The sequence below is a fragment of the Mesorhizobium sp. CA13 genome (genome assembly GCF_020165235.1).
Taxonomy (GTDB): Bacteria; Pseudomonadota; Alphaproteobacteria; order Rhizobiales; family Rhizobiaceae; genus Mesorhizobium.
This window is the reverse complement of sequence record NZ_JAIUHS010000013.1, coordinates 71140-96420: the sequence shown is the minus strand read 5'-3', so window position 1 is coordinate 96420 and position 25281 is coordinate 71140. Positions and strand designations below refer to the sequence as shown.

The 25281-nt window shown below is 60.8% G+C and carries 18 protein-coding genes and 2 pseudogenes; 10 read left to right on the top strand and 10 right to left on the bottom strand.

Annotated elements, in window-relative coordinates; all coding sequences use genetic code 11:
- Positions 1-62: 62 nt before the first annotated feature.
- From LB566_RS24760 to LB566_RS24740, 5 genes are all read right to left on the bottom strand, one after another.
- Positions 63-1337 (bottom strand): ABC transporter substrate-binding protein, encoded by a 1275-nt coding sequence (locus LB566_RS24760; protein ID WP_224628204.1) that lies wholly within the window; start codon positions 1335-1337, stop codon positions 63-65.
- A 120-nt stretch (positions 1338-1457) separates the two neighbouring features.
- Positions 1458-2318 carry a carbohydrate ABC transporter permease gene (locus tag LB566_RS24755; protein WP_224628336.1) on the bottom strand — a complete coding sequence of 287 codons (861 nt, stop codon included), beginning with the start codon at positions 2316-2318 and terminating at the stop codon, positions 1458-1460.
- A gap of 29 nt (positions 2319-2347) precedes the next feature.
- Positions 2348-3262, bottom strand: a complete 915-nt coding sequence (locus tag LB566_RS24750; protein WP_411910508.1) for a carbohydrate ABC transporter permease — start codon at positions 3260-3262, stop codon at positions 2348-2350.
- Positions 3263-3264: 2 nt separating this feature from the next.
- The gene (locus tag LB566_RS24745; protein WP_224628196.1) at positions 3265-4470 is read right to left on the bottom strand and encodes an ABC transporter ATP-binding protein; all 1206 of its coding nucleotides are present in this window, start codon (positions 4468-4470) and stop codon (positions 3265-3267) included.
- Between the two features lie 39 nt (positions 4471-4509).
- Complete coding sequence (locus LB566_RS24740; protein WP_224628193.1) at positions 4510-5328, bottom strand: metallophosphoesterase family protein; 819 nt, start codon at positions 5326-5328, stop codon at positions 4510-4512.
- A 338-nt stretch (positions 5329-5666) separates the two neighbouring features.
- On the opposite strand from LB566_RS24740, the pseudogene LB566_RS24735 reads away from it, so the two are divergent.
- Positions 5667-5903: pseudogene (locus tag LB566_RS24735) on the top strand (glycerol-3-phosphate dehydrogenase); the annotation flags it as partial.
- Between the two features lie 408 nt (positions 5904-6311).
- On the opposite strand, the gene LB566_RS24730 reads toward LB566_RS24735, so the two are convergent.
- Positions 6312-6506: an alpha/beta fold hydrolase gene (locus LB566_RS24730; RefSeq protein WP_224628191.1), complete on the bottom strand. Its 195-nt coding sequence runs from the start codon at positions 6504-6506 to the stop codon at positions 6312-6314.
- A gap of 12 nt (positions 6507-6518) precedes the next feature.
- On the opposite strand from LB566_RS24730, the gene LB566_RS30410 reads away from it, so the two are divergent.
- A complete protein-coding gene (locus LB566_RS30410) occupies positions 6519-6650 on the top strand; it encodes a hypothetical protein (protein WP_263498349.1) in 132 nt (43 codons plus the stop codon).
- Positions 6651-6938: 288 nt separating this feature from the next.
- On the opposite strand, the gene LB566_RS24725 is transcribed toward LB566_RS30410, so the two are convergent.
- Positions 6939-8648 carry an alkaline phosphatase D family protein gene (locus tag LB566_RS24725; RefSeq protein WP_224628179.1) on the bottom strand — a complete coding sequence of 570 codons (1710 nt, stop codon included), beginning with the start codon at positions 8646-8648 and terminating at the stop codon, positions 6939-6941.
- Entirely contained in the window at positions 8645-12772 is a 4128-nt protein-coding gene (locus LB566_RS24720) for a GMC family oxidoreductase N-terminal domain-containing protein (RefSeq protein ID WP_224628334.1), read from the bottom strand. The genes LB566_RS24725 and LB566_RS24720 overlap by 4 nt, the downstream gene beginning before the upstream one ends.
- 422 nt (positions 12773-13194) lie before the next feature.
- Between LB566_RS24720 and LB566_RS24715 the strand changes: the two genes are divergently transcribed.
- Positions 13195-16947 carry an ATP-binding protein gene (locus LB566_RS24715; protein ID WP_224628176.1) on the top strand — a complete coding sequence of 1251 codons (3753 nt, stop codon included), beginning with the start codon at positions 13195-13197 and terminating at the stop codon, positions 16945-16947.
- 46 nt (positions 16948-16993) lie between these two features.
- The gene (locus LB566_RS24710; RefSeq protein WP_140552821.1) at positions 16994-17680 is read left to right on the top strand and encodes a Crp/Fnr family transcriptional regulator; all 687 of its coding nucleotides are present in this window, start codon (positions 16994-16996) and stop codon (positions 17678-17680) included.
- A gap of 266 nt (positions 17681-17946) precedes the next feature.
- Here the strand turns inward: LB566_RS24710 and LB566_RS24705 are convergent, their stop codons facing one another.
- Both LB566_RS24705 and LB566_RS24700 read right to left on the bottom strand, forming a co-directional pair.
- A complete protein-coding gene (locus LB566_RS24705; protein ID WP_140552820.1) occupies positions 17947-18219 on the bottom strand; it encodes a hypothetical protein in 273 nt (90 codons plus the stop codon).
- 226 nt (positions 18220-18445) lie between these two features.
- Entirely contained in the window at positions 18446-19183 is a 738-nt protein-coding gene (locus LB566_RS24700; protein ID WP_140552819.1) for a Crp/Fnr family transcriptional regulator, read from the bottom strand.
- Between the two features lie 223 nt (positions 19184-19406).
- Here LB566_RS24700 and LB566_RS24695 point away from each other — a divergent pair, with 223 nt between their 5' ends.
- From LB566_RS24695 to LB566_RS24670, 6 genes and pseudogenes are all read left to right on the top strand, one after another.
- The gene (locus tag LB566_RS24695) at positions 19407-20759 is read left to right on the top strand and encodes a substrate-binding protein (protein ID WP_140552818.1); all 1353 of its coding nucleotides are present in this window, start codon (positions 19407-19409) and stop codon (positions 20757-20759) included.
- A gap of 185 nt (positions 20760-20944) precedes the next feature.
- A complete protein-coding gene (locus tag LB566_RS24690; RefSeq protein ID WP_140498479.1) occupies positions 20945-21820 on the top strand; it encodes a branched-chain amino acid ABC transporter permease in 876 nt (291 codons plus the stop codon).
- A 12-nt stretch (positions 21821-21832) separates the two neighbouring features.
- A complete protein-coding gene (locus tag LB566_RS24685) occupies positions 21833-23668 on the top strand; it encodes an ABC transporter permease subunit (RefSeq protein WP_140552817.1) in 1836 nt (611 codons plus the stop codon).
- Positions 23665-24363, top strand: a complete 699-nt coding sequence (locus LB566_RS24680) for an ABC transporter ATP-binding protein (protein WP_224628174.1) — start codon at positions 23665-23667, stop codon at positions 24361-24363. The genes LB566_RS24685 and LB566_RS24680 overlap by 4 nt, the downstream gene beginning before the upstream one ends.
- A gap of 1 nt (position 24364) precedes the next feature.
- Positions 24365-24511: pseudogene (locus LB566_RS24675) on the top strand (oxidoreductase); the annotation flags it as partial.
- A gap of 306 nt (positions 24512-24817) precedes the next feature.
- Complete coding sequence (locus tag LB566_RS24670; protein ID WP_224628165.1) at positions 24818-25270, top strand: VOC family protein; 453 nt, start codon at positions 24818-24820, stop codon at positions 25268-25270.
- Positions 25271-25281 lie beyond the last annotated feature (11 nt).

Sequence of the window (25281 nt, the reverse complement as noted above, 5' to 3'; positions counted from 1 at the left end):
ATCGGCGCCACCTTAAAAAAGGCGCGCCAGCCGAAGCCGGCCGGCGCGCGTGGCATGGCGATTTATTTCATGAGTGCCTGTGTTTCGGAGACGAGGCTGTCGAGCCCGTCCTTGATCGATACGTCGCCGCTCATGACCTTGCTGATGATCTCGCGTTGGGTGCGCCAGATGCGGACCGTGTTACCCGCCGAATAGCCGGGCCACGGGCGCGACAGTGCCATCTGCTTGGCAACGGTGGCGTAATTCGGGTTCGCTTCGTAGAACGGGCCGAGATAGTCGGTCCCGGTGGCGGCCTTGTTGGTCGGGAGGTAACCGCTCATCTTGACGACCTGCTCCTGCGCCTTGGGGCCGGTGACGAATTTAAGGAATTCCCAGGCCGCCTTCTGCTTGGCCGGGTCGGAGGCAGTGATCACCGCCGCGTTGCCGCCTGTGGGCAAGCCACCCTTTTCCTTGTCGTCGACCGGGAAGACCGCGGTACGCAGCTTGAATCGGTCGCCGATCAGTTCGGTATCCTGGCTGAGACGGGCAGGCGTATCGAAGAAGATGCCAATCTGGCCGGCGATAAAGGCCTGGCGCGACTGATCCCAGTCGATCAACGGCATGCCGGCATCGGTGACGAAGCTGCGGAAATATTCCAGCGCCTTCAGGCCGTGCTCGTCGCCGAAGGCCACCTTGCCGTCCTTGGTCAGCTCGCCGCCGCCCTGCATCAGCATGGCGTCCCAGAGCCATTCGTCGGGCCAGTCGTGAATATTGTAAGCGAGGCCGGCGATGCCGGAACCGGTGGCCTTGATCTTTTTGGCGAGTTCCATGATGCCCGGCCAGTCGGTGGGCATGTTGTCGGGGTCGCCGCCGGCCTTTTTAACCAGGTCGGCATTGTAGAACATGATCGGCATCGAAGCGTTGAAGGCCAGTCCGTAGAGCTTGCCGTCCACCCGGCCGAGGTCGAGAATGTTGTCGGCGTAGTTGGCGTCGCGCCATTCCTTCGCTTCGGCGTCCATCATCGTGCCGAGGTCCAAGATCTGGTTGCGCGCCTTCAGCTTGCCGACCAGTTCATGCAGGACGTGATAGCCCGAATAATAGACGTCGGGCAGGTTGTTGGTGATGGAGGCCCGCAGCATGGCCTGGTGGCCTTCGTCGTAGCTGGCCGCCGGCGCGCGGAACTGGATCTTGATGTCGGGATGTTCCTTCATGAATTCCGCGGCCAGCGGCTCATGGAACTTCGCGAAGGCCGGGAATGCGTAGTAGACATCGAGCGTCACGGGGGACTGGGCCAGCGCTGTCGACGCCGCTCCCAGCAATACGGCCGAGGCCGCGATGATCTTTGACAAGAATTTCATTAAGGCTTTCCTCCGGTTATGCGATTTGCCCGATGCTCTTGAGGCGATGATGCCGCCTTGCCCCGCGAAAGGTGTGGGGGAACGGCGCGACCGGGCTTCTAGCCGCGCCAGTTGTCAGTTTTATTTCACCCCGGTCATCGTGACGCCTTCGATGAAGCGGCGGCGTGCGAACAGGAACGCGAGCAGCAGTGGCGCGGTCAGGATGGTCGCGGCGGCCGTCAGTGCGCCGTAATTGGTGCCGGCTTCGGCGTCCGAGAAGAACATCATGCCGAGGGGCGGCGGCGCCAGGTTGACGTCGGAGATGACGATTAGCGGCCAGTAGAGGTCGTTCCAGTGCGCGACGAAGGAGAACACCGCGAAGGCGGCGATCGCCGGCATGGCGCTGGGCGTGACGATGCGCCACACGATCTCGAACTCGCTCATCCCGTCGAGCCGCGCGGCATGAATGATGTCGTCGGGGAAGGAACGGAAAAACTGCCTGAACAGGAAGATCGCGAAGACTGAGAGGAAGAAGGGCACCATCATGGCGAAATAGGTATTCAGCAGGTCCATTCTCGCCAACGCGATGTAGATCGGCAGCGCCGGCACCTGTTCGGGCACGCATAGGCCGAGCAGGACGAGGACGAAAAGCAGGTTGCGGCCCGGGAACTTCAGCTTGGCCAGCGCGTAGGCGCATGGGATGGCGACCAGAAGCTGGATGAGCAGGATGCCGCCGCACACTATGATGCCGTTGAGTGCGAAGCGCAGCAGCGGCGCACTGGTCAGCGCCATCGCATAATTCTCGAAGCCGTAGAAATGTTTCGGCCAGATCCTGAGCTGGGCGTTGAACACCTCTTCCGGCGGCTTGATCGAGGTCACCAGCATCCACAGGAAAGGCAGGAGAATGAACGCCGCGCCGGTGATCAGGATGCCGTGAGTGATGAACAGAGAGGCGAAGCGCCGGCCGGCGGAGCCAGCTGGTGTGGTTGTTGTGCCCGCCATCGCGGGAGCAGTGATGGTTGTGTCGGTCATCAGTAATGCACCCTGCGATCCATGACGACGGTCTGGAGGATCGAGAAGACCAGAATGAAAATGAGGAAGATGAAGGTGAGAACCGACGCATACGCCATGCGGAAGTACTGGAAGCCTTCGAGGTAGACTTTGTAGAGCAGGACCTCGGTCGATCCCACCGGACCGCCATGGGTCAGCACCGCCACCGTGTCGAACACCTTGAAGGCGGTGATCGAACTGGTGACGATGACGAACATGGTCGTCGGTCCCAGCAGCGGCCACGTGATCGTCAGGAAGCGGTCGATTTCGCCGCCGCAGCCGTCGATCTCGGCGGCTTCATAGAGGTCCTTGGGAATGGTCGAGAGGCCGGCCAGAAACAGGATCATGTTGAAGCCGACCAGTTGCCAGATGCCGATCACGGCAAGCGTCGGCAGCGCCAGCGAGGGATTGCTCAGGAAGGCGACCTCGCCGATGCCGAGCCAGCGCAGCACCGCGCTCACCGGGCCGAGGCTGGGGTGCAGCAGGAACTGCCACACCGTCGCCATGGCGATGAAGGTCGACGTCACGGGCAGGAAGTAGATGATTTCGTAGAGCGAGCGGGTGCGCTTGCGGCGGTGAACGAGGACGGCGACGAGCAGCGACAGGATCACCGAGCCGGGCAGGACGATCGCGACGTAGACGAGCGTGTTCTTGAGTCCGCGGCGGAATTCCGGATCGGTCAGCGCGTCGGTGATGTTTTGCAGGCCGACATAATGGACATCGACCTCGCCGAGTTCGTAGTCGGTGAAACTGAGATAGCCGAGCACGCCGAGCGGCACGAGGATCGTCAGCACCAGCAAAAGCAGGGCAGGCAGCGCGAAGCCGCCGGCGACCAGCCTCTCGATGAGGGCCTGCCGGGCGCCGGGCCGGGCGGGCGATGCGGGTACCGCGGTCAGGCTCATGACGCGCGTGCTCCCTCTGCGAGGCGCAGCTTTCCCTTGCCGGCGGTGGCCGCGTCTTGGGAAACTTGGGGTTCCACGCGGTTTCCGGCGGCATCGAAGACATGGCAGGCCGAGGGATGGAACAAGAGTTCGGTGTTCTCGAACTCACCGTCCGGCACGCCCGCGCCTATGCGCGAGGTCACCAGGATTCCAGGGAGCGAGGGAACGTCGAAATGCAGGATCTTCTCGGAGCCGAGATGCTCGCTGCGCCGCAGCTTCGCCGCAAGCGGGACCTGGTCCGTCGACTGGCCCGAGACCGCGCCGGGCAGGATCATTTCCGGGCGGACGCCGATCGTCGCTTTCTCTCCGGCGGGGAGGGCGGTGCCGATCGGCAGAGGCTTTCCGAGCAATTCCAGTCGCCCGCCGACCCCCACCGTCGCGGGAATCAGGTTGATCGTCGGGCTGCCGATGAACTGGGCGACCTGGATGTTGGCCGGCCTGTCGTAGAGTTCGTCGGGCGTGCCGAGTTGAAGGATGTCTCCGCCTTCCATCATGGCGACCCGGCTCGACATGGTCATCGCCTCGACCTGGTCGTGCGTGACGTAGACGAATGTCGCGCCGAGTCTCTGGTGCAGCTCGGCCAACTCGCTACGCATGTGGACGCGCAGCTTGGCGTCGAGGTTGGAAAGCGGCTCGTCCATCAGGAAAGCGGCGGGCTGACGCACCATGGCGCGACCGAGCGCGACGCGCTGACGCTGGCCGCCGGAGAGCTGGGCGGGCTTGCGCTCTAAGAGGGGTTCAATCTGAAGTTGTGCCGCGATGCCCCTGACCTGCTTGCCGATCTCCTGCATCACCTTGCGGCGCCGGGACGAGAGTAGGCGGACGAGCGGCAGGCGCTCGTAGAGGTTAAGCCCGGTCATCGTCAGGGGCAGCGCCATGTTGTTGAAGACGGACATGTGCGGGTAGAGCGCGTAGCTCTGGAACACCATGGCGATGCGCCGCTCATGCGGCCTCAGATGATCGATCGGCGCGCCATCGACGAGGATCGAGCCCGAGGTTTGCGGCTCGAGGCCGGCGATGATGCGGATCAGCGTCGACTTCCCGCAGCCGGAGGGGCCGACAAGCGTCAGAAACTCTCCGTCATTAATGGAAAGATTGATGTCTTTTAGAACCTTGTGGGTTCCGAACGACTTCGAAAGGTTCTTTATCTCTACTGCAGCCACTGCGGGTTGCTCCGTTTCGCAACTAATCGGATCGAGGCGCTATCTCGGTGGATAGACCTCATCCAAGACATCACCGATGAAGAAGGGGGTGAGGCCTGGAATTTCGGCAGGCATCACAGTGAAACCGGACTCGGAAAACTCATAGACGAGCGCGCCGAGGACGGCTTCTCCCGCCATGCCTTCCGGTTGCAGATGGGCGTCAACGACGAAGCCCGACGAAGGGGCCCAAAGGTATCTTACGTTATCGACCACGCTATCGTGCAGCTTGTGCAAATGGCCGCTCGCCACGAACGCCACATCGAAGCGGCGCACCAAATCCAGCAGCCGCGCCCGCGGAACGGGCGTTGGAGCCCAATATCCGACGTCGCCTTCCCTTGGCTCGCCAATGAACAGCGGGCGGTGGGTGAACCATCCGATCCGGCGTCCGGAGGCCTCGCGCATTGCGCTCTCCAGCCACGCCATCTGCTCCGTTTCGGCCGGCTCGTCGCTGCCGAACAGCATCGAATCGAGTCCGATCAGGCGCCAGCCCTCGATGTCGCGATGCCACCAGTCGGGCCCGAAATGACGTCGCCAGCGGGCCAGGCGTTCTGCGTTGACGGGCTGGTACGGATGCTTGGGCTCCCCCACGTCGTGATTGCCCGGCACGGCGAGATAGGGCAGTCCGATGGAGTCCATTATCTCGGCGCAATAGCGCATGTCCTCCTCGACATCCGCGCCATCCACGGTGACGTCGCCGGTATGGATAACGAGGTCGGCATCGCTTTCCTTCAGCCAGTCGAGGAGCGGCTGGCTGTTGGCATGGAAATGCCGCTTGCCAGGGCTGAGATGGGTATCGGAAATCTGCACTATTCGCGTCATCGGATGTTCTGGAACCTTTGCCGCGTCTTGCGGCGTTGATCTCGTCCTGTCGAAAGAAGCGCCTGAAGCCGGGCGCATTCTTTCCCCTGCATGTGAAGGTGTGACGACGACGTCGGATCTAGGTCCAGGACGCGGCGTCTCCCGCAGGAAAGGCTCACTCGATTGAAACGGCTTGGACCGGCATATTGAACCTCCCATCGTGTTCTCCGTCCGATGCCCATTGTCAGGGCATTCTGAGGTGCGGAAAACTTCCTCCAGCTTTCAATTGAAAAAAATTTCACAGCTTGATAAAAATATCAAGACAAAAATCGCGACCGTAGCGCATCTCGAATTGCGGCGCCCATGAGGGTGCTGCCGAAGCGGTGCAGATCGAACAGACCGAGATCGAATATTTGAGCGCGGCCGTGAACCGCTACTTCAAAGAGAAGCTGCGCCGCCAGGATTTGCTGTATGCGTTCTCGGGCGTGCGGCGGTTGTTCGACTACGTCTTCGACCTTGACGAGACCGGGGGCGTGCCACTGTTCAATGTCTTCGGCGGCGAGATCACGACCTTCCGGAAACTGGCCGAGCACGGGTGGCTCTACGGCACGCGGGCCAGGAGGTGGTGGCAGGGCAGGTCTGGAAGAAGACGCGCCTGGACTTGTCAGCCGGCTTGCTGAACCGAGCAGCAAAGCATCGGCCGGCCGCCGGTAACCTCATAGACTGCGCCGGTCGTGTAGCTGGAATCGTCCGAGGCCAGAAGCACATAGGTTGCCGCGAGTTCGGCGGGCTGGCCGCCCTGCCAGGACAGGCCAAGCCTGGGCAGAGTTGTGTCTATTTTCTCGGTCCATGGAGCATATAGCTCGACCTGGTGTCCTACCCGGGCAAGGCCGTGAGCGCGAGACGTCGCTCTGGCATCCGGCGTTGCCTGCAGGCGGGGACGGCATGGCGGCCCTCTTGGGACGACTTGCTGTGGGTCATAAGCCGGATGGTTTGGACCGGCGCTAGCTGCCAAGCCAGTCCCGGACAACTCCATTGAATTCGCGTGGGCGATCGATCATGACCATGTGAGCGGCGTTGGCGAAAATGTGCATGTCGGCTTGCGGCGCGCGTTCCAGCAGCTTGATGCCGCGCGCCACCGGCACGGTTTCGTCGCAGCCCGACCAGGCTATGAACAGCTTGGCCTGCATGGTGGGCAAATGCGGAAGGAGATGGTCCTCCTGGATCTGGGGGCCGGCAACAAGACCGACGCCGAGATCAAGAAGATCGCCAACGACTGGATTGCCGCAAATCAGTCGGAGTTCGATGGCTGGGTAAAGAATGCGGCTGCCGCCGGAAAATAATCCGGGCAGACCTCTATCGCGGCTTGTTATCACAATGGTGGCGGACCCTGTCCGCCACCATTGTCGATTGAGGAGACCGATTGCCGGCCAAGCGTTTTCGCTTCATGGGGCGACGTTCCTTGTGCGGAGCGGCTACACCAGGCCCATGCAAAGGGCAGGCGAATCGTTTCGACATGCGGCCTCAGAGACGATTATCTCGCGATAAATAACTGCCGCCGCGCCTGGTCGAGCGCGGGCCGCTTGGCATAGCGAGAAAAGCTGAGTGAAGCTGTATTTCACGCGCAGCTATTACTCCAAGTTGCGCGTGAAGGTTCCATTCTCCTTGAGCCCCCTGCTGTCGTGGAACTTGACATCTAGACGCCAATGCGACCGGCGGCGGCATGTCGTTACAAGCGCGAAACCGTCGCCAGGGGCGAAACTTGTCTGCACCTCGCAACAATACGTCCCGTTCTTAGGATCGGGATCGCGAAAGTACAAAGTCTCATTGGCCTGGAAATTGTCGGCAGTTCCGTTCGCAAACGGATAAGGCGCGTACAGCGCCGAACTGTGGATACAATGCAGGATGGTCTGCTTGCCGGTTTTGCTGTTTGTTACACGGGCGGTGACCAGGCTGCTCACGTGCTCGTCACCCGACAGGAATACCAGTCGCTTTATTTCCTTGTCGCACACGAACCTGAGCAGCGCGTGCATGGAGAACGGGTATCCATCCCACGCGTCCGAACGCAGGGCACAGGTGGGGTCCTCGGCCACCTCCCGCCGCCGCGGCAGCACTGCCGAGGATGTGAGAACAAATTTGGGCACTTCGGCGTGTTCAGGCTTGATAAGCCATTCACGAAGCTTCGCGAATTGGGTTGGACCCATAATCCGCGCTTTGCACCAGTTCGAAACCGTCCGTCCTTCACGTTCGGTGCGCGTGTCGCAAAGGAAGAATGGCATCCCGTTGTGAGTAAAATCGTCTCGCCAGATGTGTGCCGGCAGGCGCTTTTCCAGTACCCCGGCCTTGACACGTTCATACCTGAAGTAAGCCAGCTTCCCAGGCTTTATGACGGGATCGTCCTTGCGCATCGCCGGGTCGGGGTCTTTTGCCCAATTGTCGCGCAACTCGTGGTCATCGAGCATCATTTCAACCGCCATGTCCAAGCGCTGCATCACCGCCTTCACACCGCGGCTCTGGCCTCGGCGTTCGTAGGGTATTCGGAATCGGTCATCGGTCGCCTTGGGGTCGAAAAGCCCTGCCGTAGCGTCGACATATACTTGGTCGCCGGCCAGCAGCAGCAACGTGGGAGCGCCGGGTTTGCCCAGTAGATCGCCGAGCGCGAGCAGAGACGCATCCGCGGGCCCTCGTGTTGCATGCTGACCGTCGGGCATGTGATCGAGGAAATCACTGGGGTATTGGCAACTTGCGAGAGCGAATGAAAGGTTCGATACCGTCCGGACTGGGCTCTTATGGCGGTAGCTTCTGTGTGATCTTCCAGGCCTGCCGAGGATCAGGCCACCTCGCAAATCATCCAATGTGTCAGCCTCGAGCGCATACCGAATAGCCTCGGCGGCCCTCTCCACCGCGTACTCGGCATGCGAACCTTTGTCGGGGATTTCAGATGCTGATTCCGTAGCGTCGGGCAGTTTCGGTAACCGAGCCAAGCCGCCAATACCCTGCGCCTGAACGTACAGCAGCAAGACGAGTACCTGCTGCGCTTCAGGCCACTTGTGGAGCGGAACTTCAAATACGTAGGGAGATGCGGGTTGCTCGATATAGTACGGAAGGAGACAATCATGGAGGCTGTCGCTTCTCTGTCCTTTCTCGTCGCCAGGGCTCGTAGCCGGCGGATCGATCATGTGCAGGCGGTCGCCCTTTGCGCAAACGGGAACAATAAGGGCTGCATGAGGCACGCCCCGCCCTCCGCTATCGGCCGCTTGCACCAGGATCTTGCCCGCTTCGATCCCTACGCGCACCCCGAAGACGGGCGCCCTGGCTTCAAAGGGGAGAGAACGCGTCATGGCTTGTCCTCCAGGGAGCCCGGCATATCCGGCATTCCAAGGTATTTCGCTATAACACCGCAGATCGACGAGGCGTCTTTGCCGATCAGGCAATCCTGATGACCGTGGCCGGCAATGCACCAGGTCAGGTAGGACGGTTGGCCGAGCCCCAGGAACTGGCCGCTTTTGTCAATAAGATGCCTGATTTCTTCCTCCGACTGCACCGCCTCGACCGCATGCAGAGATGAGTTCAAATGCGGCACGCCGGCCCCTTTGAGCATATTTCGCATCAGTGTCAGCGTTGAGGGGTCGACCAAACCGTTTTCGGCTCCATGGATCGACATCATCGGGAACTTCAGTCGATCCCTCACCCGGTCCGGCAGCACATAGCGATTTATGCCGGCGCGATCGGTCACGGTGTTGAAGCCAGCAAAATGTATGACCTGCGAGACTGTCTCGACGCTGAGCGGGCCGAAGAAATCGTCGATGTGGTCGAGTACGAGGTCAGAGAGATTGTTGAGCGAGAAGGTGCGTGCATAGAGCGCGTCCATCCGGTGTCTTGTGCCGACCCAAGGCGTCGCTTTGCCTGGGGGCCAGAGGGGATTCTCGCGCCGATACTCGTCGGGCGGCAGCCGCATTGCCGAGAGCGCTCTGTCGAGCAATTGACCGGCGAGCGAGATATCGCCATGCGGACTAAACACATAGTCATCAAGCTGAAGAAAATAACGCACATATCGCATCACGTATGCGGCGAGCACATTTGCCGAACTCAACAGCATTACCGGGCCGACTTGTGAAAAAACCACGCGCCCGATCTTATTGTGCAAAGTCCTTCGATCGTGCTCGCCAAGCACTGCCATGCTGAACATTGCCGCGCCCATACAATGGCAGACGACATCGAGCCTTTCCTGCCCTGTCGCAGCCAGCACGTGTTGGATGGCGATCGGAATGTCATTCTCCGCCATCTCCTCAAAAGACCAACCGCCCGTGGCGGTAGTCAGGCCTGAACTCGATCGCATATCGAGCACCCAGACATCGCGCCCAGCATCACACAGCGATTGAGCGAGGTTGCCGGGTACGGCGGCATGAGCAAATGTGGTGCCGCTCGCACTGTAGCCATGAACAAGCAAGACGGGGCGTTTCGGGACGCCGTTCTCGATCGCCTTTGCGGACCTGCCGTCATAGCGGGCCAGGCGAATGCGGATCGGGGGACTTCGCTTGCCGTCCAAAGTCAACCAGTCGATCTGAGGCGCCGGTAAGCCCGGCACTGCCCCGGGCAGCCGTTGCGGTTCACGCGTCGATGGCAGGTCGGGGCGGCGAAAACTCAGTGCATGTATCTGAAGCACGACGCGAAAGCCGTAGAGGATGAAAGAGGCCAGATCTGCCAGTGCTGCGACACGGTCTTGCTGGTCTACTATTCGCAGCAATGGCACTCCCTGTCGCGCCAGGTATCGCTTATTCAGTTCCAGCGAGGGCAGCTTTTTGCCAACGATGGCCTTGCGCATCTGCGGGAACGCCTCGACCGACATTTCCATCAACTGCGTCCAAGGGCTGGCGCCACGTGCATATGTGAGCCGCTTCACCCCTCTGATTTTCTTCTGTGCGAACAAAGAGCTATCGAACCTCACTCCCGTGCCGAGATCTTCCGGCTCGACAACCTTGTCGATGTGCAAATCGTATTCGATCAGGCGCACCCCGCCTGCACGCGAGCACAGGTGCAGAATATCGAGCAGTCTGAGATGGGACGGCTCTCCGCTAGGTGGCGCGAGACGCAACCATTCCTGGCCCTGGCGGACCAAGCGGTAAGCAAAGTCGCGCATCCCGCGGTTGAGCGCCCACGCAAGGACAGCGCGCAGCATTCGAGGCACGGGACGCGATTCTTCCAGATCGAACAGGTGGAGCGATCCCGAGATCTCAGCCTCGAGCGCAACATCGCTTTCATAGGCCTGATCTGCAATGGGGTCGAACTCCTTTCCTGCACGCAGAATGCGCAGCCGACCATGGGCAATCGGCAAACAGCGTCCACGGGGCGTTTGCAGCGCGTAGAGATCGGTGAGCGCCACCGGCTTGGTGGTCAGGGTCAGTTCGACGGTATGCGGTTTCACACCTCTGCCGCGCACCGCCAGGGGGACCTTGCCGCGCACCTGTTCGGTCAGTTCGATGCTGGTAGGCGTAGGTGTAGCATTCGTCCGCGGCGTGGAATAAATCGGCCGCGTTTCGCCACGAGAGTTCCCAGGCAAGGGCGCATTGGTCAAACGACCGCCACTGAGTTGCCATTCCCCCTTGAGCTCGGTGATCGCTCGCAATGCCAGAACGGCTATGGTCAAGGCGGGATTGATGCCCAGAGACGTGGGCACGACCGAGCCATCGAGCACGATCAGCCCTGCGTGAGTGCGTCTGCGGCCGATCGCGGCGGCATCGAACACGCGGCCGCAATGATCGGTCACGCCTTGGCGAACGTCGTCACCCATGGCGCAGCCCCCGAGGGGATGAACTGTAAGCAGCGGCCCGCGTTGGCGACCGAACACGGCTTCGAGCCTGTCGGACAAAGGTCGCCACAGCAGGTTGTTCACCAGCCGTCCTCCCAATCCCGACTCTCGAAGCAATCTGCCAAGGCGCGCATGATGGTTCTCCAGCCGGGGGTCCAGTCGCAACTCCGGCCAGCGCACCGTGAGCATCCCGTCGGCACGCATTTCGTCAGCATCGTCTTGCATCTCATCGACGCTGTTTTGCCTCAAGGCACCTGGAGCCAGTGCTCCCTCCGCGTCGTCGCGGCCGATCATGGCCAGCACCAGGGAGTTGGTGATGGCGGCAGGATTGACGGCTGCGTCGTCTGCCCGTGAAGGATTTGGTTCATGCTTCGCCCAGTCGCCATCTGCGACGCGATTGAGCACATCGAATGTGGTGGCGCTTTCCTCAAACAGGCGGCGCAGCGGTCCCGGTACGGCAAGATCTTGGATCACCAGGTCAGTAGCCGCGTTCCCGTCGCGCAGATCGATCATTGCGGTTATCGTCGGGCCGACCGCGCGACCGCAATCCTCGCTTTTGATGTTTGGGGCCGGATCCTCGGTTTCGTCAGCGACGCCATTCACCCTTGCCGCCAAATCGTGAGCAACTACTAGCATGTCACCATTGGCGGAGAACTTGCGTCCCAGCTGATCGGAGAACTTTACCCCGCGAATTTGCGAGCGCATCAAAATTTCCGTCGAGCCGAATGTGCCTGCTGCAAGGATCACGCGCCTCGCCAGCAGCGCGAACGGCTCCCGCTGGTTATCGCGTAGATGGCCATCCGTGTGATTGACGTCCAACCGCCATCCTTCGTCCGAGGGCAAAACGCGCAAGACGGTGGCGCCAGTGACGATTCGTACTCCGCTTTGTCGAGCCAGCCGCAACAAGTTCAGGTCAAGGGATTCTTTGGCATTGTAGTTGCAACCAGTGGCGCAGTCGCCGCAACGGCGACATTCGCTCATCGCGACCCCGGCGTGGTTGGTGTGGCAATCGGAAGCGACGGTTATGTGAGCGGGTTGTGCTTTGCCCCCAGCCAAATTTCTAATTGCTTCGGATTTGGCCAAGAAAGGCTTGGTGTTAGTACGTATCGGCTTGGCTCCCAACCAATCGCGCAGCCGTTCAGCCGTCTCTGCGAGCTTCGTATCTCTACGGATTTTGGTGGGCCAGCGCGCCTCCCGGAAAATCTCCGGCAGCGGCATCTCCATCACGCCGGCGTTGATTAATGAGCCTCCACCCAAGCCACACGCGACGAGAGCTACCGCGTCGTCGCTGCAGCGCAAGTCGTAAAGACCATCGAACACGCCGCGTTGGCGGTTCGCAAAGGGGGTGGCAAAGCGGACGTGGCCGCCCAGATCGGCCAATCGCGAAGGGAACATTCCAGCCAGGTACTCCTTGCCGCGTTCGAGCATGCAGATTTTTAAAGATTGGCCTTGCACATCCTTGCAGCTACTCAGTTCGGCGGCAGCCACCGAGCCACCATAGCCGCTGCCAACGATGACAATATCAAAGTCATATCCGCCCTTGACGCGTGTCCTTGGCGTATCAGCGATCTGCGGAAAATCGTGGACCAACGCCTCAAGTCCGCGCGAGAGCCAAGTCGTCGCACGTGGCGGCTCCGGCGCTGCCTTGATGTGCACAGGCAATGCGTCCTCCCTAATTTAGGTATCAATCATATACGAAATTTGGTGTAACGTCAGGAAGGCACGCAATCTATCGGGGGCGATATTCATTCCCTTTAAGAAGTGCGCGGTCGGCGGTGCCTTTCTCTGCCTGAAACTATGGGCACGGCTGCGGGAAGGAACCCATGAAGGGTACTTGCGAGCTACTCGAGAGTTTTCTGCCGCTGGAATTACTCGGTAGAATTCACGCACTTCGAGCGGACGGCCCAGTAGCCGTCGAATTCCCGGCTGCAGTGGTGTTTGTCGATGTGTCCAGATACACGGCCTTGGTCGAGCAACTAACACGACGGGGACAAGAAGGACTTGAACGAATCCCGAGCCTGCTTAGTCATTCCTACGCACGATGCGTAGAGCAAGTATACAATCGTGGAGGCGAGATTTTGTACCTCGCCGGCGACGAACTGCTGGCCTACTGGTCGGCGGATGTCCGCGGACTTGAAAGCGCGGTGCGAGCGGCGACAGCCTGCGCCAAGGCAATCTGCGGCGGCCGGAATGAGCGTTTGGAGAACGGAACAGCTGAAATCGCACCCGCGCTGCATGTTGGAGTAGGGGCGGGGCCCCTCTGGGCGGCGGCTTTGGGCGGTCAGCCGGTCTGGACCCTCTTTGCAGGTGGAGATGCCATCATGCAGGCCGCTCAGTCCCAATCGGCTGCGCGCCGATGGGAATATGTACTTTCCGACAAAGCCAACTTGGCCCTTGCGCAGCCGTCTCAATCGCGGCGCAGTCGGCCTACACTGGCTTCTCCGCCTCCGGGCTGGCTGGCAAGGTTCCTGCCTATGCAACTCAGGGACCTGCTGTCCGAAGCCGATTTGCGGTCAGTTGCTGCGGACAGCGCCATTGCCATCCGTTCCGAAGAAGATCGTCCAACGACCGCCCGCTTAGACGCCCTGGCGGAGATTAGACCGATCACCGCCCTTTTCGCGCGAATTGCCGGACTTGACCACCGCCAACCTCAGGCGCTTGCACGCTATCAATTGCTATGCGCGACCCTCCAGGAGGATCTGCGTTCGCGGGATGGGCCGGCCGGCGAGTTGCTCTTTGACGACAAAGGCCTGATTTTCTTTGCGACGTTCGGAGCGCGAGGCAGTTTCCACCGCGACGACCCTTGCCGTGCCGTCGATGCTGCTCGCGCGATCCGTCTGACGGCCCAACGCTTGGGCCTCTCCGCGTCGATGGGGGTGGCTACCGGCGATGCGCTTTTTAGTGTTGTCGGAAGCGCACGTCGGCGCCAGCTCATGGTGATCGGCGCGCCCGTGAATCGGGCGGCGCGGCTTATGACGGCGGCATCGGCAAACGTTCTCTGCGATGCACCGACAGAGCGAGCCAGCCGGGCGGCGTTTTGGTTCGAAGAACACGGCACCTTGCAACTGGACGGACTTGGGGACATGGCAACGGTATTTTGTCCCATGGATCCGCGCGCTCCGGTTCAACCTCTTAGTCCGCTGATTGGCCGGCGGAGCGAACTGGAGTTCCTGAAACGTACGTTCGAGGAGACCCGCCGTGGAGGCAGGCGGTTGCTCGTTGTCTTGGGTGAATCGGGCATTGGAAAAACCGCTTTGATCAGAGCTTTCACGGACGAACTGCGCTCAACTGCAACCGAGGTTTTGACAGCGCGCGCCGAACGTGACGATCGCCGGACATCGCTCCTGCCATGGCGGCGGGTGCTTGTGTCGCTTCTCGGCCTACCGTCCGACAGCGATGGATTTGCGGTGCTTGAGGTCGTCGCGCAACGGGTTCAGGGCAATTCGTCGCTCGTTGGGCGACTGCCCTTGCTAGGTGATGTTTTGAGCATCGAAATTCCCCAAAATGACGGGACGCGACATCTGGAGGGACCTCATCGCGCTGATGCCACCATGCGCCTTTTGGGTGATCTCATGGATAACTTGGCACCGCGCCCGTTGGCATTGGTCCTGGAGGACAGTCAGTGGCTGGATTCGGCATCGTGGCGCCTCGTCGAGTGGGTTCTCTCATCTCTGTCCTCGCTGCTTCTGGTCCTGTGCGTACGCTCGGACGAAGTTCCGGAGGAGTTAAAAAACCTACGAAGGCGAGCCGAGACCCCACGAAGGAATACATCCGGAACGGAACCTGACGATCCCGCGCGCCTGTGTCGTATCCTGGATCTTGAGGAACTCAGCGAGGCGTCGATTTGCGAACTGGTCGGCCGCACGCTCGGGGATGTGCCCCCACATGGCGAACTGGCGCGACGGGTCGCGACCTTGGCCGGTGGCAATCCGTTTTTCGCCGAGGAGATAGCGCTGACATTAAAGAGCCAGGGGCTCATCGCCATACGCGATGGTTTGTGGTGTCCGATCCGCCCGCTCGAGAGCCTCCGATATTTCGAAGGTGTCGATCGGGTCATTCGGGAGCGCGTTGATCGATTGGAGACCTCGGTCCAGCACGTTCTCAGGGCTGCGGCCGTGATCGGGCGTTCATTTACCGGCGAGGCCCTGGCGACGTTGCTCGAGGGCGAGTTGGACTACGACGGTGTGGGTGCAGCTGTCGAGTCGCTCGTGGTGGCGCATCTCGTGCGTCAGGGCACTGGATCAGGCAACTACGAGTTCCGTCATGATCAAATCCGAGACGTCGTTTATGGTTCAATTCCCAGTGAAGTGCGACAGCGACTTCATGCAGCTCTGGCCGCCTGGATCGAGTCGAGCCAGTCGGCCGCCATGGGCGCGGATGTCGCGGCCCTCGTTCAGCATTTTGAGGCCGCCGGAAACAATTTCAAGGCAGTTGAATATGCCAATTTGGCAGCAATCAAGGCGCTGCAGGTCGGTGCATTTCGAGAGGTCGAGGCGTTTCTGGAAATCTGCTTGAGATACGAGTCGAAGCAACCTTGGAGTGCTGAGCAAAGACTTCAGTCGGTGCGTTGGCGCAGGCAGCTCGGCGAGGCTCATTACAGTCGCGGCGACCTCCATGCTCAGGGCATTTCGGTGAGGCGCGCCCTCACCTTGGCGGGCACGCCGGTTCCACGTTCCTCGGCAGCTCTTTTGATGCGACTGCTTGGGGGTGGAATGCTGCTCGCGTTCCAACAGGTGTTCCCTCCTTCGCTATGGTCAACTCAGGGAGGTGTGCTGGACTCCTGGGAGCGAGAAATAGCTCGCTGCCTTAACCAGGCGGCGGTCGTGGACTATTTCGAGCTTCGCTTTTCGCGAGCGTTTTCCCACACCGTCGCGGCTGTCGCCCATGCGGAGCGCACGGGGCTCACCATGGAGATGGTGGTCGCGTCCGCCCAACTGGCATGCGGGCTGGGAATTCTGGGGCGCCGGCGCGCTTGCAACTACTTCATGGCAAGGGCAGAACGGGTGGTGACTGCGCTCGCAGATCCAGCGGTCCATGCCCACCTGTGTAATCTCGATGCGCTCTGGCGTATCGGGCGTTGTGACTGGCTGATGGTAGATCGTCGTCTGGATCAGTCCCAAGAGCTATGTCTAAAGGCGGGCGATCAACTAAGTTGGTGCAACGCCCAGGCCATGCGCTTCTGGTCAATGTACTACCGGGGTGAATTGGGTGCGCTGGAGTACACCGCCCAAGCGCTGCTCTCCCGTGCGCAGAACAGCGGAAACCTCCAGCAAGAGATTTGGGCGCTCCGATGCAAGTCGTTGTGCGTGCTCCACACGGATAGCCCCCGTGAAGCGGTCGACATCCTTCGGCTGACCACGTCCGCTATGGCCGGGTCCGCCGATCTCGCCGACTTGGTCTCCGCCAAAGGGTCGCTCGCGCTCGCGCTTGCACGGGTCGGGCTCCATGCTGAGAGCCTTCGGGCTGTGGTCGAGACGCTACGCCTACTGCGCGAGATGCGTCGGCCGACTGTGCACAGCACACTGCCCGGCATTGCCGGCGTGTGCGAAGTGCTTCTGCGCGGCAGGGAGGCGGGCCTCTCGCGCGAGTACGACCAGTGGCGCCACTGGGAGCGCCAAGCGCTGCATGAGCTCAAGCGCTACCGCCGGGCGTTTCCTGTCGGCACCGCTCAGTATGGGCTGTGGGTCGGCGTGGCTCATTGGCTGGACGGGCGCGGTGACCGCGCCGTCTCTACTTGGCGGCAAGCACTCGCGGCTGCACGGCGCCTCTCGTTACGCAGGGATCAGTCGATCATTGCGGCCGAGCTGAGGCGTCGGCAAGACAAGACCTAAGATAGTCTCTGCGTTGGAGTTATCCGATCGGCAACTTGGGGGCGACATGGCTTTTGGCGGCGCGAACGAAAGAAATGATCTGCCGCGCCTTGCGCGGATCGATCCGCGCCTGTTCGATCTTCTTTTCGGCGGCTGCAAGGTTGAACGCCACGCGGCGGGCCAGATTCTCTTCGTCCAGGAAGATCCATCCGATCGTATTTACGGGGTGATGAGCGGGACGGTGGAGATCTCGATGTATTCGCCGGGAGGCCGGAAGCTGGTGGCCAATATCGAGCTTTCGCACAGCTTGGTCGGAGAGATCGGCGCGCTCGACGGGCGCCCGCGCACCGCAACCGCCACTTGTCTGACCGTTTGCGATCTGGCCTCGCTCGGTCGGACGCAGCTCTTCGATCGCATTGAAAAAAACCCACCTCTGGCACGCGCCATGATTGAGCTTTTGTGCGCACGGCTGCGTTGGGTCAGCGGCGAACTTGGCGATCAGGCTTTCTTCGGCATTGAGGCCAGGCTGGCAAAACGACTGGTCTTTTTGGCCGGCGTTATGGCGGATGGCTCAGGTTGGATACCGATCTCCCAGTCCGAGCTGGGGGAGTTCCTGGGTGCCACGCGCGAGTCCGTCAACAAGACGCTTAACGATTGGCGCAACCGTTCGATCATCGCAATCAAGCGTGGCGGCCTGCGCATAACGAACACCGGTGCGCTGCGTCACATCGCCGAGTCACAGGACGATGACTGATGTCGCCGTTCGCAATCGGCGCGCGCGCATCGGAGCCGCGATCAGATTGCGCAACGAAGACCGAATCGGCGTGAAGGTATAGTCCTCCACCTGTCGTGGTGACGAACTGGGGGCCTCCGTTCAGCATCCTGACACCGTCCCAGGCGGATTGGACGTGCCACGGCTGTCGCGCGACCTATGGTCGGGCTTTTCTTAGTAGTCCGTCGGTCAGTCGGTACCCGCTCAAGGAGGCAGAGCGGTGGCTAGCGCCACCGCTCTTATCTGGATCAATTCCGGCAGTCCGGGCTGACGGGATCGTACTGGTGTGGGCTGACCCCCATGCACTTGGAGCTCGCAGCACCACCAGGCAATCCGATCGATCCGGTCGGGAAGCCATACACCGGTTCTTCTGAAGCCAATGAATGTTGACCCTTCAAGTCACCCGGGGCCTCGAAGTCACCATTGTCGGCTCGCAGACTGTGGACGAACGTCGAGTCGATCGCGAACGAAGGCGCCGTGAGGATGAAAAATGCAGACGCAGCTGTAATGATCTTATACATGTTGCTCTCCCTTTGGTTGATGACATCACAAAAATTCGTGATGAGAACGAAATTGGCTTAGCTTTCAAAACCAACTTCCTCTTCGGACTTGATCTTCGTTGTTTTCTTTATGATCTATCCGAAAGAGAGACTAAATTGCCTGCTCTGTCATCTCTTGTACGCCGCGGGTGAGATTTGTATGTGAAGGAATTCACGCAGGGTGCTAATATGATCGACGGGACGCTTTTCATTCCCGCTGCTTCAGCACCGGGATCGGAACAAGGGACATCGGCTGGTACTGAGCCAGTCTTCGAAGGCCCGCAAGATCGGTCAAATCGATGAAGCGCGCGTTGCTGGTGATAAGCTGTTCGGCGCGCAATTGCTGAATGACGCGATTGAGATGGGGCACGCTCAACCCGAGCGCGTCCGCCATGATTTCCTGTGAAAACGGCAAATCGAAACTTGCTTCGTCGGCGCGTTCGACCTCCAGGAGACGCGCGTGAATCTCCAGCAAAAGGTGCGCCAGCCTTTCAATCGGAGTGCGCCGGCCCAGATTGACGATGTGCTCCGCATAAGTCGCGGCCTCTTGGGCGGCGAGCCAACTTAACACCAGACCGAATTGGGGCTGCTCGTAGCAGAGGCGAACGTAAGCATCGAACGAGCAGACGGCGTAGGTCAGTTCGCTCACGGCAACGACCGCGCAAGTGGATCGATCGAAAAAGCTGACCGGGAAGCCAATGACATCACCGGGCAGGATGAGCTTCAGGATTTGCCGCCTGCCGCTGCGCAGCAACCTGTAGCGGATCGCGTAGCCGTCTTTAACAAAGCACAGGTTTCGGAACTCGGAGCCGTGAACGACGAGTTCCTCCCGTTTCCGAATGGTAAGATCGCGCTCGAAGATTGCCTCAAGACGTTTGATGTCTAGCGAATCCAGCTTCATTGCACGCGTCAGTCGGGTCACGATCGGGTGGCCGGTCAGCGGCATGCCAAGCTCCAAATGTTCATGACCTTCAATGAAACTTTCCTATGCTTATTAATCCAGATCAATGAACAGAATCATCAAACGAAAGTTGTATTGACTGCCAGGCCTACGCCACTGCGAATGCCCATGCAAATAGGCCATTTTCAGCGTTTCGCTGAAAAAAACCGGTTTCCGGGAACAACAAATGAGAGCCTTCCGACGGCTCCACGCTAAGGAGGAACAGCTGATGCCGCTCGACGATCAAAATACTTCCAATATATCCCGCCGTACCATGCTGCACGTGGGCGCAGGACTTCTCGGTAGTGCGGTTCTGCCCTTATCCAGCTTCGCGGCTTTTGCGGCCGACGACAAGCCCGCGATAGGCACCTGGCCGGCCGGGTCGGCGGGCGACACCGTCTACATCGGAGCCGCGGTGCCCCTTACCGGTGCCTATGCCGTGCAAGGTGCTGACGAACTTAAGGGCTGGCAGCTGGCGGTCGACCACATCAACAACGGCCATGAATTGATGAAGGCGTTGGCGCCGAAGGTCGACAAGGGGTTGCTCGGCAAGAAGGTCGAGCTGTTGTCCGCCGACAGCGCGGCCAAGCCGAACCAGGCCGTCGAGCTCGAGCAGAATTTCATCCACCAAAACAACATCATCCTGATGACCGGCTCGACTTCATCGGCGGTCGCGGTTGCGCTCAACAAATTCGCGCAGCGCGAGAAGATCCTCTACGTCGCGGGGATCTCCGGCTCAAACGACACAACCGGCAAGGACTGCGTCCGTTACGGCTTCCGCCAGAACTTCTACGGCCAGACCGCGGCCAACGCGATCGGCCCGATCCTTCTGAAGACCTACGGAAAGGGAAAGAAGGCGGCATTCATGACGCCGGACTACACTTACGGTCACACCGTCACCAAGTCGGTGAACGACTACCTGACCTCTCAGGGCGGATGGGAGATGGTGACGGACCAGGTCTCGCCGTTGGGCACCCAGGATTTCAGCCAATATCTGACCAACATCGCCAATTCGGGTGCCGAATTCATTGTCAACGTCAACTGGGGCCGCGACGCGGTGCTGTCGATCCAGCAGGCCAAGCAGTTCGGCCTGACTCCGAACATGAAGATGGTCATCCCCTACCAGATCCCCTTCCTTGCCAAGGAAGTGGGCCCCGAACTGACAGCCGGGGTTTTTGCCGCTACCGATTTCTGGTGGACCCTGCAGGACAAGTATCCGCTCGCCAAGCAGTTCGTCGACGCGTTCCAGCAAAAGTTCGGCTACCGGCCGGAATGGGGCGCCGAAAACGCCTATGTCAGCTTCGCTCATTGGGCGCGCATGGTGTCGCAGGCCGGTAGCTTCTATCCGCCGGACGTCATCAAGCAATACGAGAAGGGTGAGACCATCCCTTCACTCGTCGGCGACGTTCACTACCGGCCGGAAGACCATCAGTGCGTGCGACCGGTCGTACTCGTCCAGGGTAAGGACCCCAAGGACATGAAGAGCGACGACGACTACTGGAACGTGGTCGAGGTGGTCGATGGCGCGCCGCTGATGCAGAAGCCCGACGAGTTCGGCTGCAACCTGGGCAGCTACACCTGATACCCGGCAGCGCCTTCTCCGCCCGACACGGGCGGAGAAGGCGCTCGCACCGGGACTGGCTCTGGCTGGGCGCAGACGGTTCATCGTCCCGCGGTCGGTGGGATGTCGATTGTTCGCGACTTTTCTGCCAAACCCTTGCTGGCGCGAGGGCAGGGCATATTTTTCATGATTAAGGTGGGCGCAGAGTGATCAACTGGGCAAATTTCATCTCGCAGTGCTTCAATGGGCTCGTGCTCGGCGCGCTTCTGGCGCTGATCTCCTCCGGGCTGACCATCATCTACGGGACGCTCGGCGTCCTGAACCTTGCCCACGGCGCGATGTTCATGCTCGGAGGCTATGCCGGCTGGCTCGCCTACACCTACACAGGTTCGTTCCTCGCCGCGGTGGCGGCCGGATCGCTGTTCGTGATGATCGTCGGGGTGTTGATCGAGCGGCTGATCATTCGCCATTTCTACACGCGGCCGCTCGAGGACCAGCTTCTCGTCACGTTCGGGCTCGGCATCGTCTTCGTCGAGACGGTCCGCTTCTTCTTCGGCAGCCTCTCGCGCACGGTGCCGCCGCCCGCCTCGCTGGTCGGCATCACCCATCTGGGCTTCATGGTCTATCCCACCTACCGATTGGCGTTGCTCGGCATCGTCGCCCTGGCGCTGCTGATGCTCTATGTCGTGCTCTATCGCACCCGCATCGGGATGATCGTGCGAGCAGGCATCGAGGATTCGGTAATGGTCGATTCGCTTGGAATCGACGTCTACAAGATCTTCATGCTCGTCTTCGGCATCGGAGCCATGGCGGCCGGCTTCGCCGGCATTGTCAACGCACCCGTGGTGTCGATCGCGCCCGATGTCGGGGAAGCCATACTGGTCCAGACCTTCGTGGTCGTTGTGATCGGCGGCGTCGGTTCCTTTCCCGGCGCCATCCTCGGCGGCCTCATCGCCGGCGAAATCATTAGCATCACGTCGATGTTCAATCCCGGTTATTCCTATGTCATGCTGTTCGTGGCGATGACGCTGGTGCTGGTGCTTCGCCCGCACGGGCTGCTCGGCACGGCCGGGCGCGAGTAGACGCGGTCGGCCATGAACATCAAACATCCCTTCCTTGTCGAGCTTCTGACGGCGCTGGCGCTCGTCCTGGCGCCCTTCGTGCTGCCCCATCTCGGCTTCTCGCCCAGCACGATCAATCGCATCCTCATATGGGGCCTGTTCGGGATCGGCTTCGACATCCTGTTCGGCTACACGGGATTGCTGTCCTTCGGCCAGTCGGCCTTCTACGGCACTGGCGGCATGTTCGCCGCCTACCTGCTGACTGAAGCCGGCTTCCCCTATGTCATGGCTGCCATTGTCATGGGCGCCGTCGTGTCGGGTGTCGTCGGCTATGTGATCGGGCTGATCGCCCTGCGACGCACCGGCATCTATTTCGCCATGATCACGGTGGCGATCGCCGAAGTCTTCTTCTTTGTCGAGTTCAATCCGCTCTCGGCATTCACGGGCGGCGAGAACGGCTTGCCCGGCGTGCCTACCCCCGTCGTCAACCTCGGCTTCACGGTGCTCGAGTTCAACACCGACTGGACGATGTATACTTTCCTGGCGTTCTGGTATTTCGTCGGCATTGTCGTCGCACTTCGCATCGTACGCTCGCCGGTTGGCGCGATCCTTTCGGCGATCCGCGACAATCCGCTCCGCGCCGCGGCGCTCGGCCATGACGTCCACGGCTACAAGCTCACGGCCTTCGTGGTTGCGGCGATCTATGCCGGCTTTGCCGGCGGCCTGTTGGGCGTCATGCAGGGCTTCATGCCGCCGGACGCTTTCATGTTCGACACGTCCGGCCAGGTCGTCATGCAGACGGCGATCGGCGGTGCCGGCACACTGTTCGGACCGCTGGTGGGCGCGACGGTGTGGCTCTACCTGAGCGACTTTTTCCAGAACACATTGCATCTCGGCGCGACATGGAAGCTGGTGCTCGGCGTCGTTTTCGTGCTGCTGGTCTGCTTCCTGCGGCGCGGCATCGTCGGTGCGATCGTCGACCTCTATGGGCTGGCCGGCGGCCGCAAGAGCATCGAAGCGGCAGAGACCGCGACAGAGAGCACGCCGCACATCGTGACCGCGATCGAGCCGATGCCGGCGCGCCGGCATGGCACTGCGCCAGCATCCGGACCGATCCTGCAGGTGCAGGGCCTAACCAAACGCTATGGCGGCATCACGGCCAATAGCGACATCGACTTCAGCGTCGATCACGGGGAGATACGGGGCATCATCGGGCCCAACGGCGCGGGCAAGACCACGTTCTTCAAGATGCTCACCTGCGAGATCGCGCCGACCTCCGGCCGCATCATGCTGGCGGGCCGCGACATTACCGGCATGGGCGTGTCCGAGGTGTGCCAGCTCGGGCTCACCAAGAGCTACCAGATCAACCAGCTGTTCGACCGCTTGACGGTGCGGCGGAACCTGATGATTGCCGCGCTGGGCGAGGCGCGTGGAAAGTTCCGGCTTGATCTGTTCAAGAGTATCCACCGCGTTCCCGGTCTCCACGAGCAGGTCGAGCGAACGGCGGCGCTGGTGAACCTTACGGCGCGGCTCGATCGGCCTGTTTCGTCACTGGCTTATGGCGAGAAGCGGCGGCTGGAGATCGGTCTTGCGCTGGCGACGTCGCCGAGCCTGCTCCTCCTCGATGAACCCCTTGCGGGCATGAGCCCGCGCGAGCGCGTCGAAACCGTGGCGCTGCTCAAGTCAATCGCGCGTGGACGCACGATGATCATCATCGACCACGACATGGATTCGCTCTTCGAGCTGGTCGAGAAAGTGACCGTCCTGCAGGAGGGCAGGGTGCTGGTCGAAGGCATGCCCGGTGCGATCAAGACCAATGCAAAGGTTCAGGAAGCCTACCTCGGCGGGGTACATGGAGAGGTGGCATGAGCCTGCTCGAAGTCAAAGCGTTGAACAGCTATTATGGCGACAGTCACATCCTGTTCGACGTCGCATTGAGGGTCGGGAAGAACGAGGTCGTGGCGCTGCTCGGGCGCAACGGCGCGGGCAAGTCGACGACGCTGAAGAGCCTGATGGGCGTGGTGACGCCACGGGCCGGCTCGGTTAAACTCGACGGGGTTGAGCTGGTAGGCAGGAAGGCGCACAGCATCGCTCGGGAAGGCATGCAGCTCGTGCACGAGAATCGGCGCATCTTCGGCAGCCTGAGTGTCGAGGAAAACATCATTCTGGCCGGATTGACCGCCGACGACCGCTGGCCGCTGGAACGCATCTATACGATGTTCCCACGGCTGAAGGAACGGCGCACCAGCCGTGGCACGGATCTCTCGGGTGGCGAACAGCAGATGTTGGCCATAGCCCGTGCATTGGTGCGCAACCCGAAGATCCTTCTGCTTGATGAACCCTTCGAAGGACTTGCTCCAGTCATTGTGCACGATCTGGTGCGCGCCTGCCGCGAACTGGCCGAGGCAGGTCAGACAATCGTGCTGGTGGAACAGAACATCGCCGCGACGCTGGCGCTCGCGAGCCGCGTTTATATCATCAACAACGGCCATATCGCCCATGAGGGCCCGGCCGCCGAGCTCAAGACACAGCCAGGGCTGCTGCAGCACCATCTTGGCGTCTAGAGGCATAGGCGAGCAGTCGCGGACGGCGTTCGACTTCCGACCGCCTTCGGCCATCCCGCTCTATCGCAGCAATCCGTGATTCATGCCGGCGATTATCCAGGGCTATCGCTTTGCAGACCGTATCGCCTTCTGGCGCGCCAGCCGCTGATCGCCGGAAGTACCAGGACAGTCTCCAGGTTGGAGTCGGCCTGGATTATTGCCGACCTGCCGTGTTGGAAAAGAGAGGCGCCGTTCGATTTTCGAGGAATTTCAAGTCGAGCCGGCGCCGGCTTCGGCGGCAATCGAGCAGATGATCGCATGGAACCCGGAACGGATCGTGTCGACGCACGGTTGATGGTCTCCGGCGGTGCGGTGGCCGAACCGAGGCGGACCTTCCGCCGGGTCTTATAAAGAGCGTTTCGCCGGCTTGTGCACCGCAAGCGAGCGCTCCGATATTTGGCGCGAGGAGATCGAGATGACTGAACGACCGGAGAGATATCGAAACGCGATTGTCCCTCACATCTATGTCGACGGGGCGTCGGATGGGATCGCGTTCTACGAGCGGGCATTCGGAGCGATGGAACTGTTCCGAATTGCCCACCCAGACGGCAAAATCATGCACGCCGAGATTTTGATCTGCGGAGCCGTGATCATGATCGGGGATCCAGACGAGAGACTATACGGCGAGCCGCGGACACTTGGTCGCTGCACGGCTGGCCTTCACATCTTCACTGATGACAACGCGACCTTGCTGCGGCGCGCGGTCAAGGCTGGCGCGGAAGAGATTCAGCCACCCACGAATATGTTCTATGGCGCCAGTTCCGCCACCGTGCGCGATCCCTTCGGCCACGTATGGGTGCTCCTGTCGTGGAAGGAGGACCTCGATCCGGCAGAGATGGAACGGCGCGGGAATGCGCTCCTGGCCTAAAGAAGAAAACG

Bases quoted from the DNA above. Each gene is read 5' to 3' on its own strand.
- LB566_RS30410 (WP_263498349.1), top strand. From the start codon at position 6,519: ATGGTCCTCCTGGATCTGGGGGCCGGCAACAAGACCGACGCCGAGATC.
- LB566_RS24695 (WP_140552818.1), top strand. From the start codon at position 19,407: ATGCCGCTCGACGATCAAAATACTTCCAATATATCCCGCCGTACCATG.
- LB566_RS24725 (WP_224628179.1), bottom strand. From the start codon at position 8,648: ATGACGCGTTCTCTCCCCTTTGAAGCCAGGGCGCCCGTCTTCGGGGTG.
- LB566_RS24680 (WP_224628174.1), top strand. From the start codon at position 23,665: ATGAGCCTGCTCGAAGTCAAAGCGTTGAACAGCTATTATGGCGACAGT.
- LB566_RS24670 (WP_224628165.1), top strand. From the start codon at position 24,818: ATGACTGAACGACCGGAGAGATATCGAAACGCGATTGTCCCTCACATC.
- LB566_RS24700 (WP_140552819.1), bottom strand. From the start codon at position 19,183: ATGCCGCTGACCGGCCACCCGATCGTGACCCGACTGACGCGTGCAATG.
- LB566_RS24705 (WP_140552820.1), bottom strand. From the start codon at position 18,219: ATGTATAAGATCATTACAGCTGCGTCTGCATTTTTCATCCTCACGGCG.
- LB566_RS24755 (WP_224628336.1), bottom strand. From the start codon at position 2,318: ATGGCGGGCACAACAACCACACCAGCTGGCTCCGCCGGCCGGCGCTTC.
- LB566_RS24760 (WP_224628204.1), bottom strand. From the start codon at position 1,337: ATGAAATTCTTGTCAAAGATCATCGCGGCCTCGGCCGTATTGCTGGGA.
- LB566_RS24740 (WP_224628193.1), bottom strand. From the start codon at position 5,328: ATGACGCGAATAGTGCAGATTTCCGATACCCATCTCAGCCCTGGCAAG.
- LB566_RS24685 (WP_140552817.1), top strand. From the start codon at position 21,833: ATGAACATCAAACATCCCTTCCTTGTCGAGCTTCTGACGGCGCTGGCG.
- LB566_RS24710 (WP_140552821.1), top strand. From the start codon at position 16,994: ATGGCTTTTGGCGGCGCGAACGAAAGAAATGATCTGCCGCGCCTTGCG.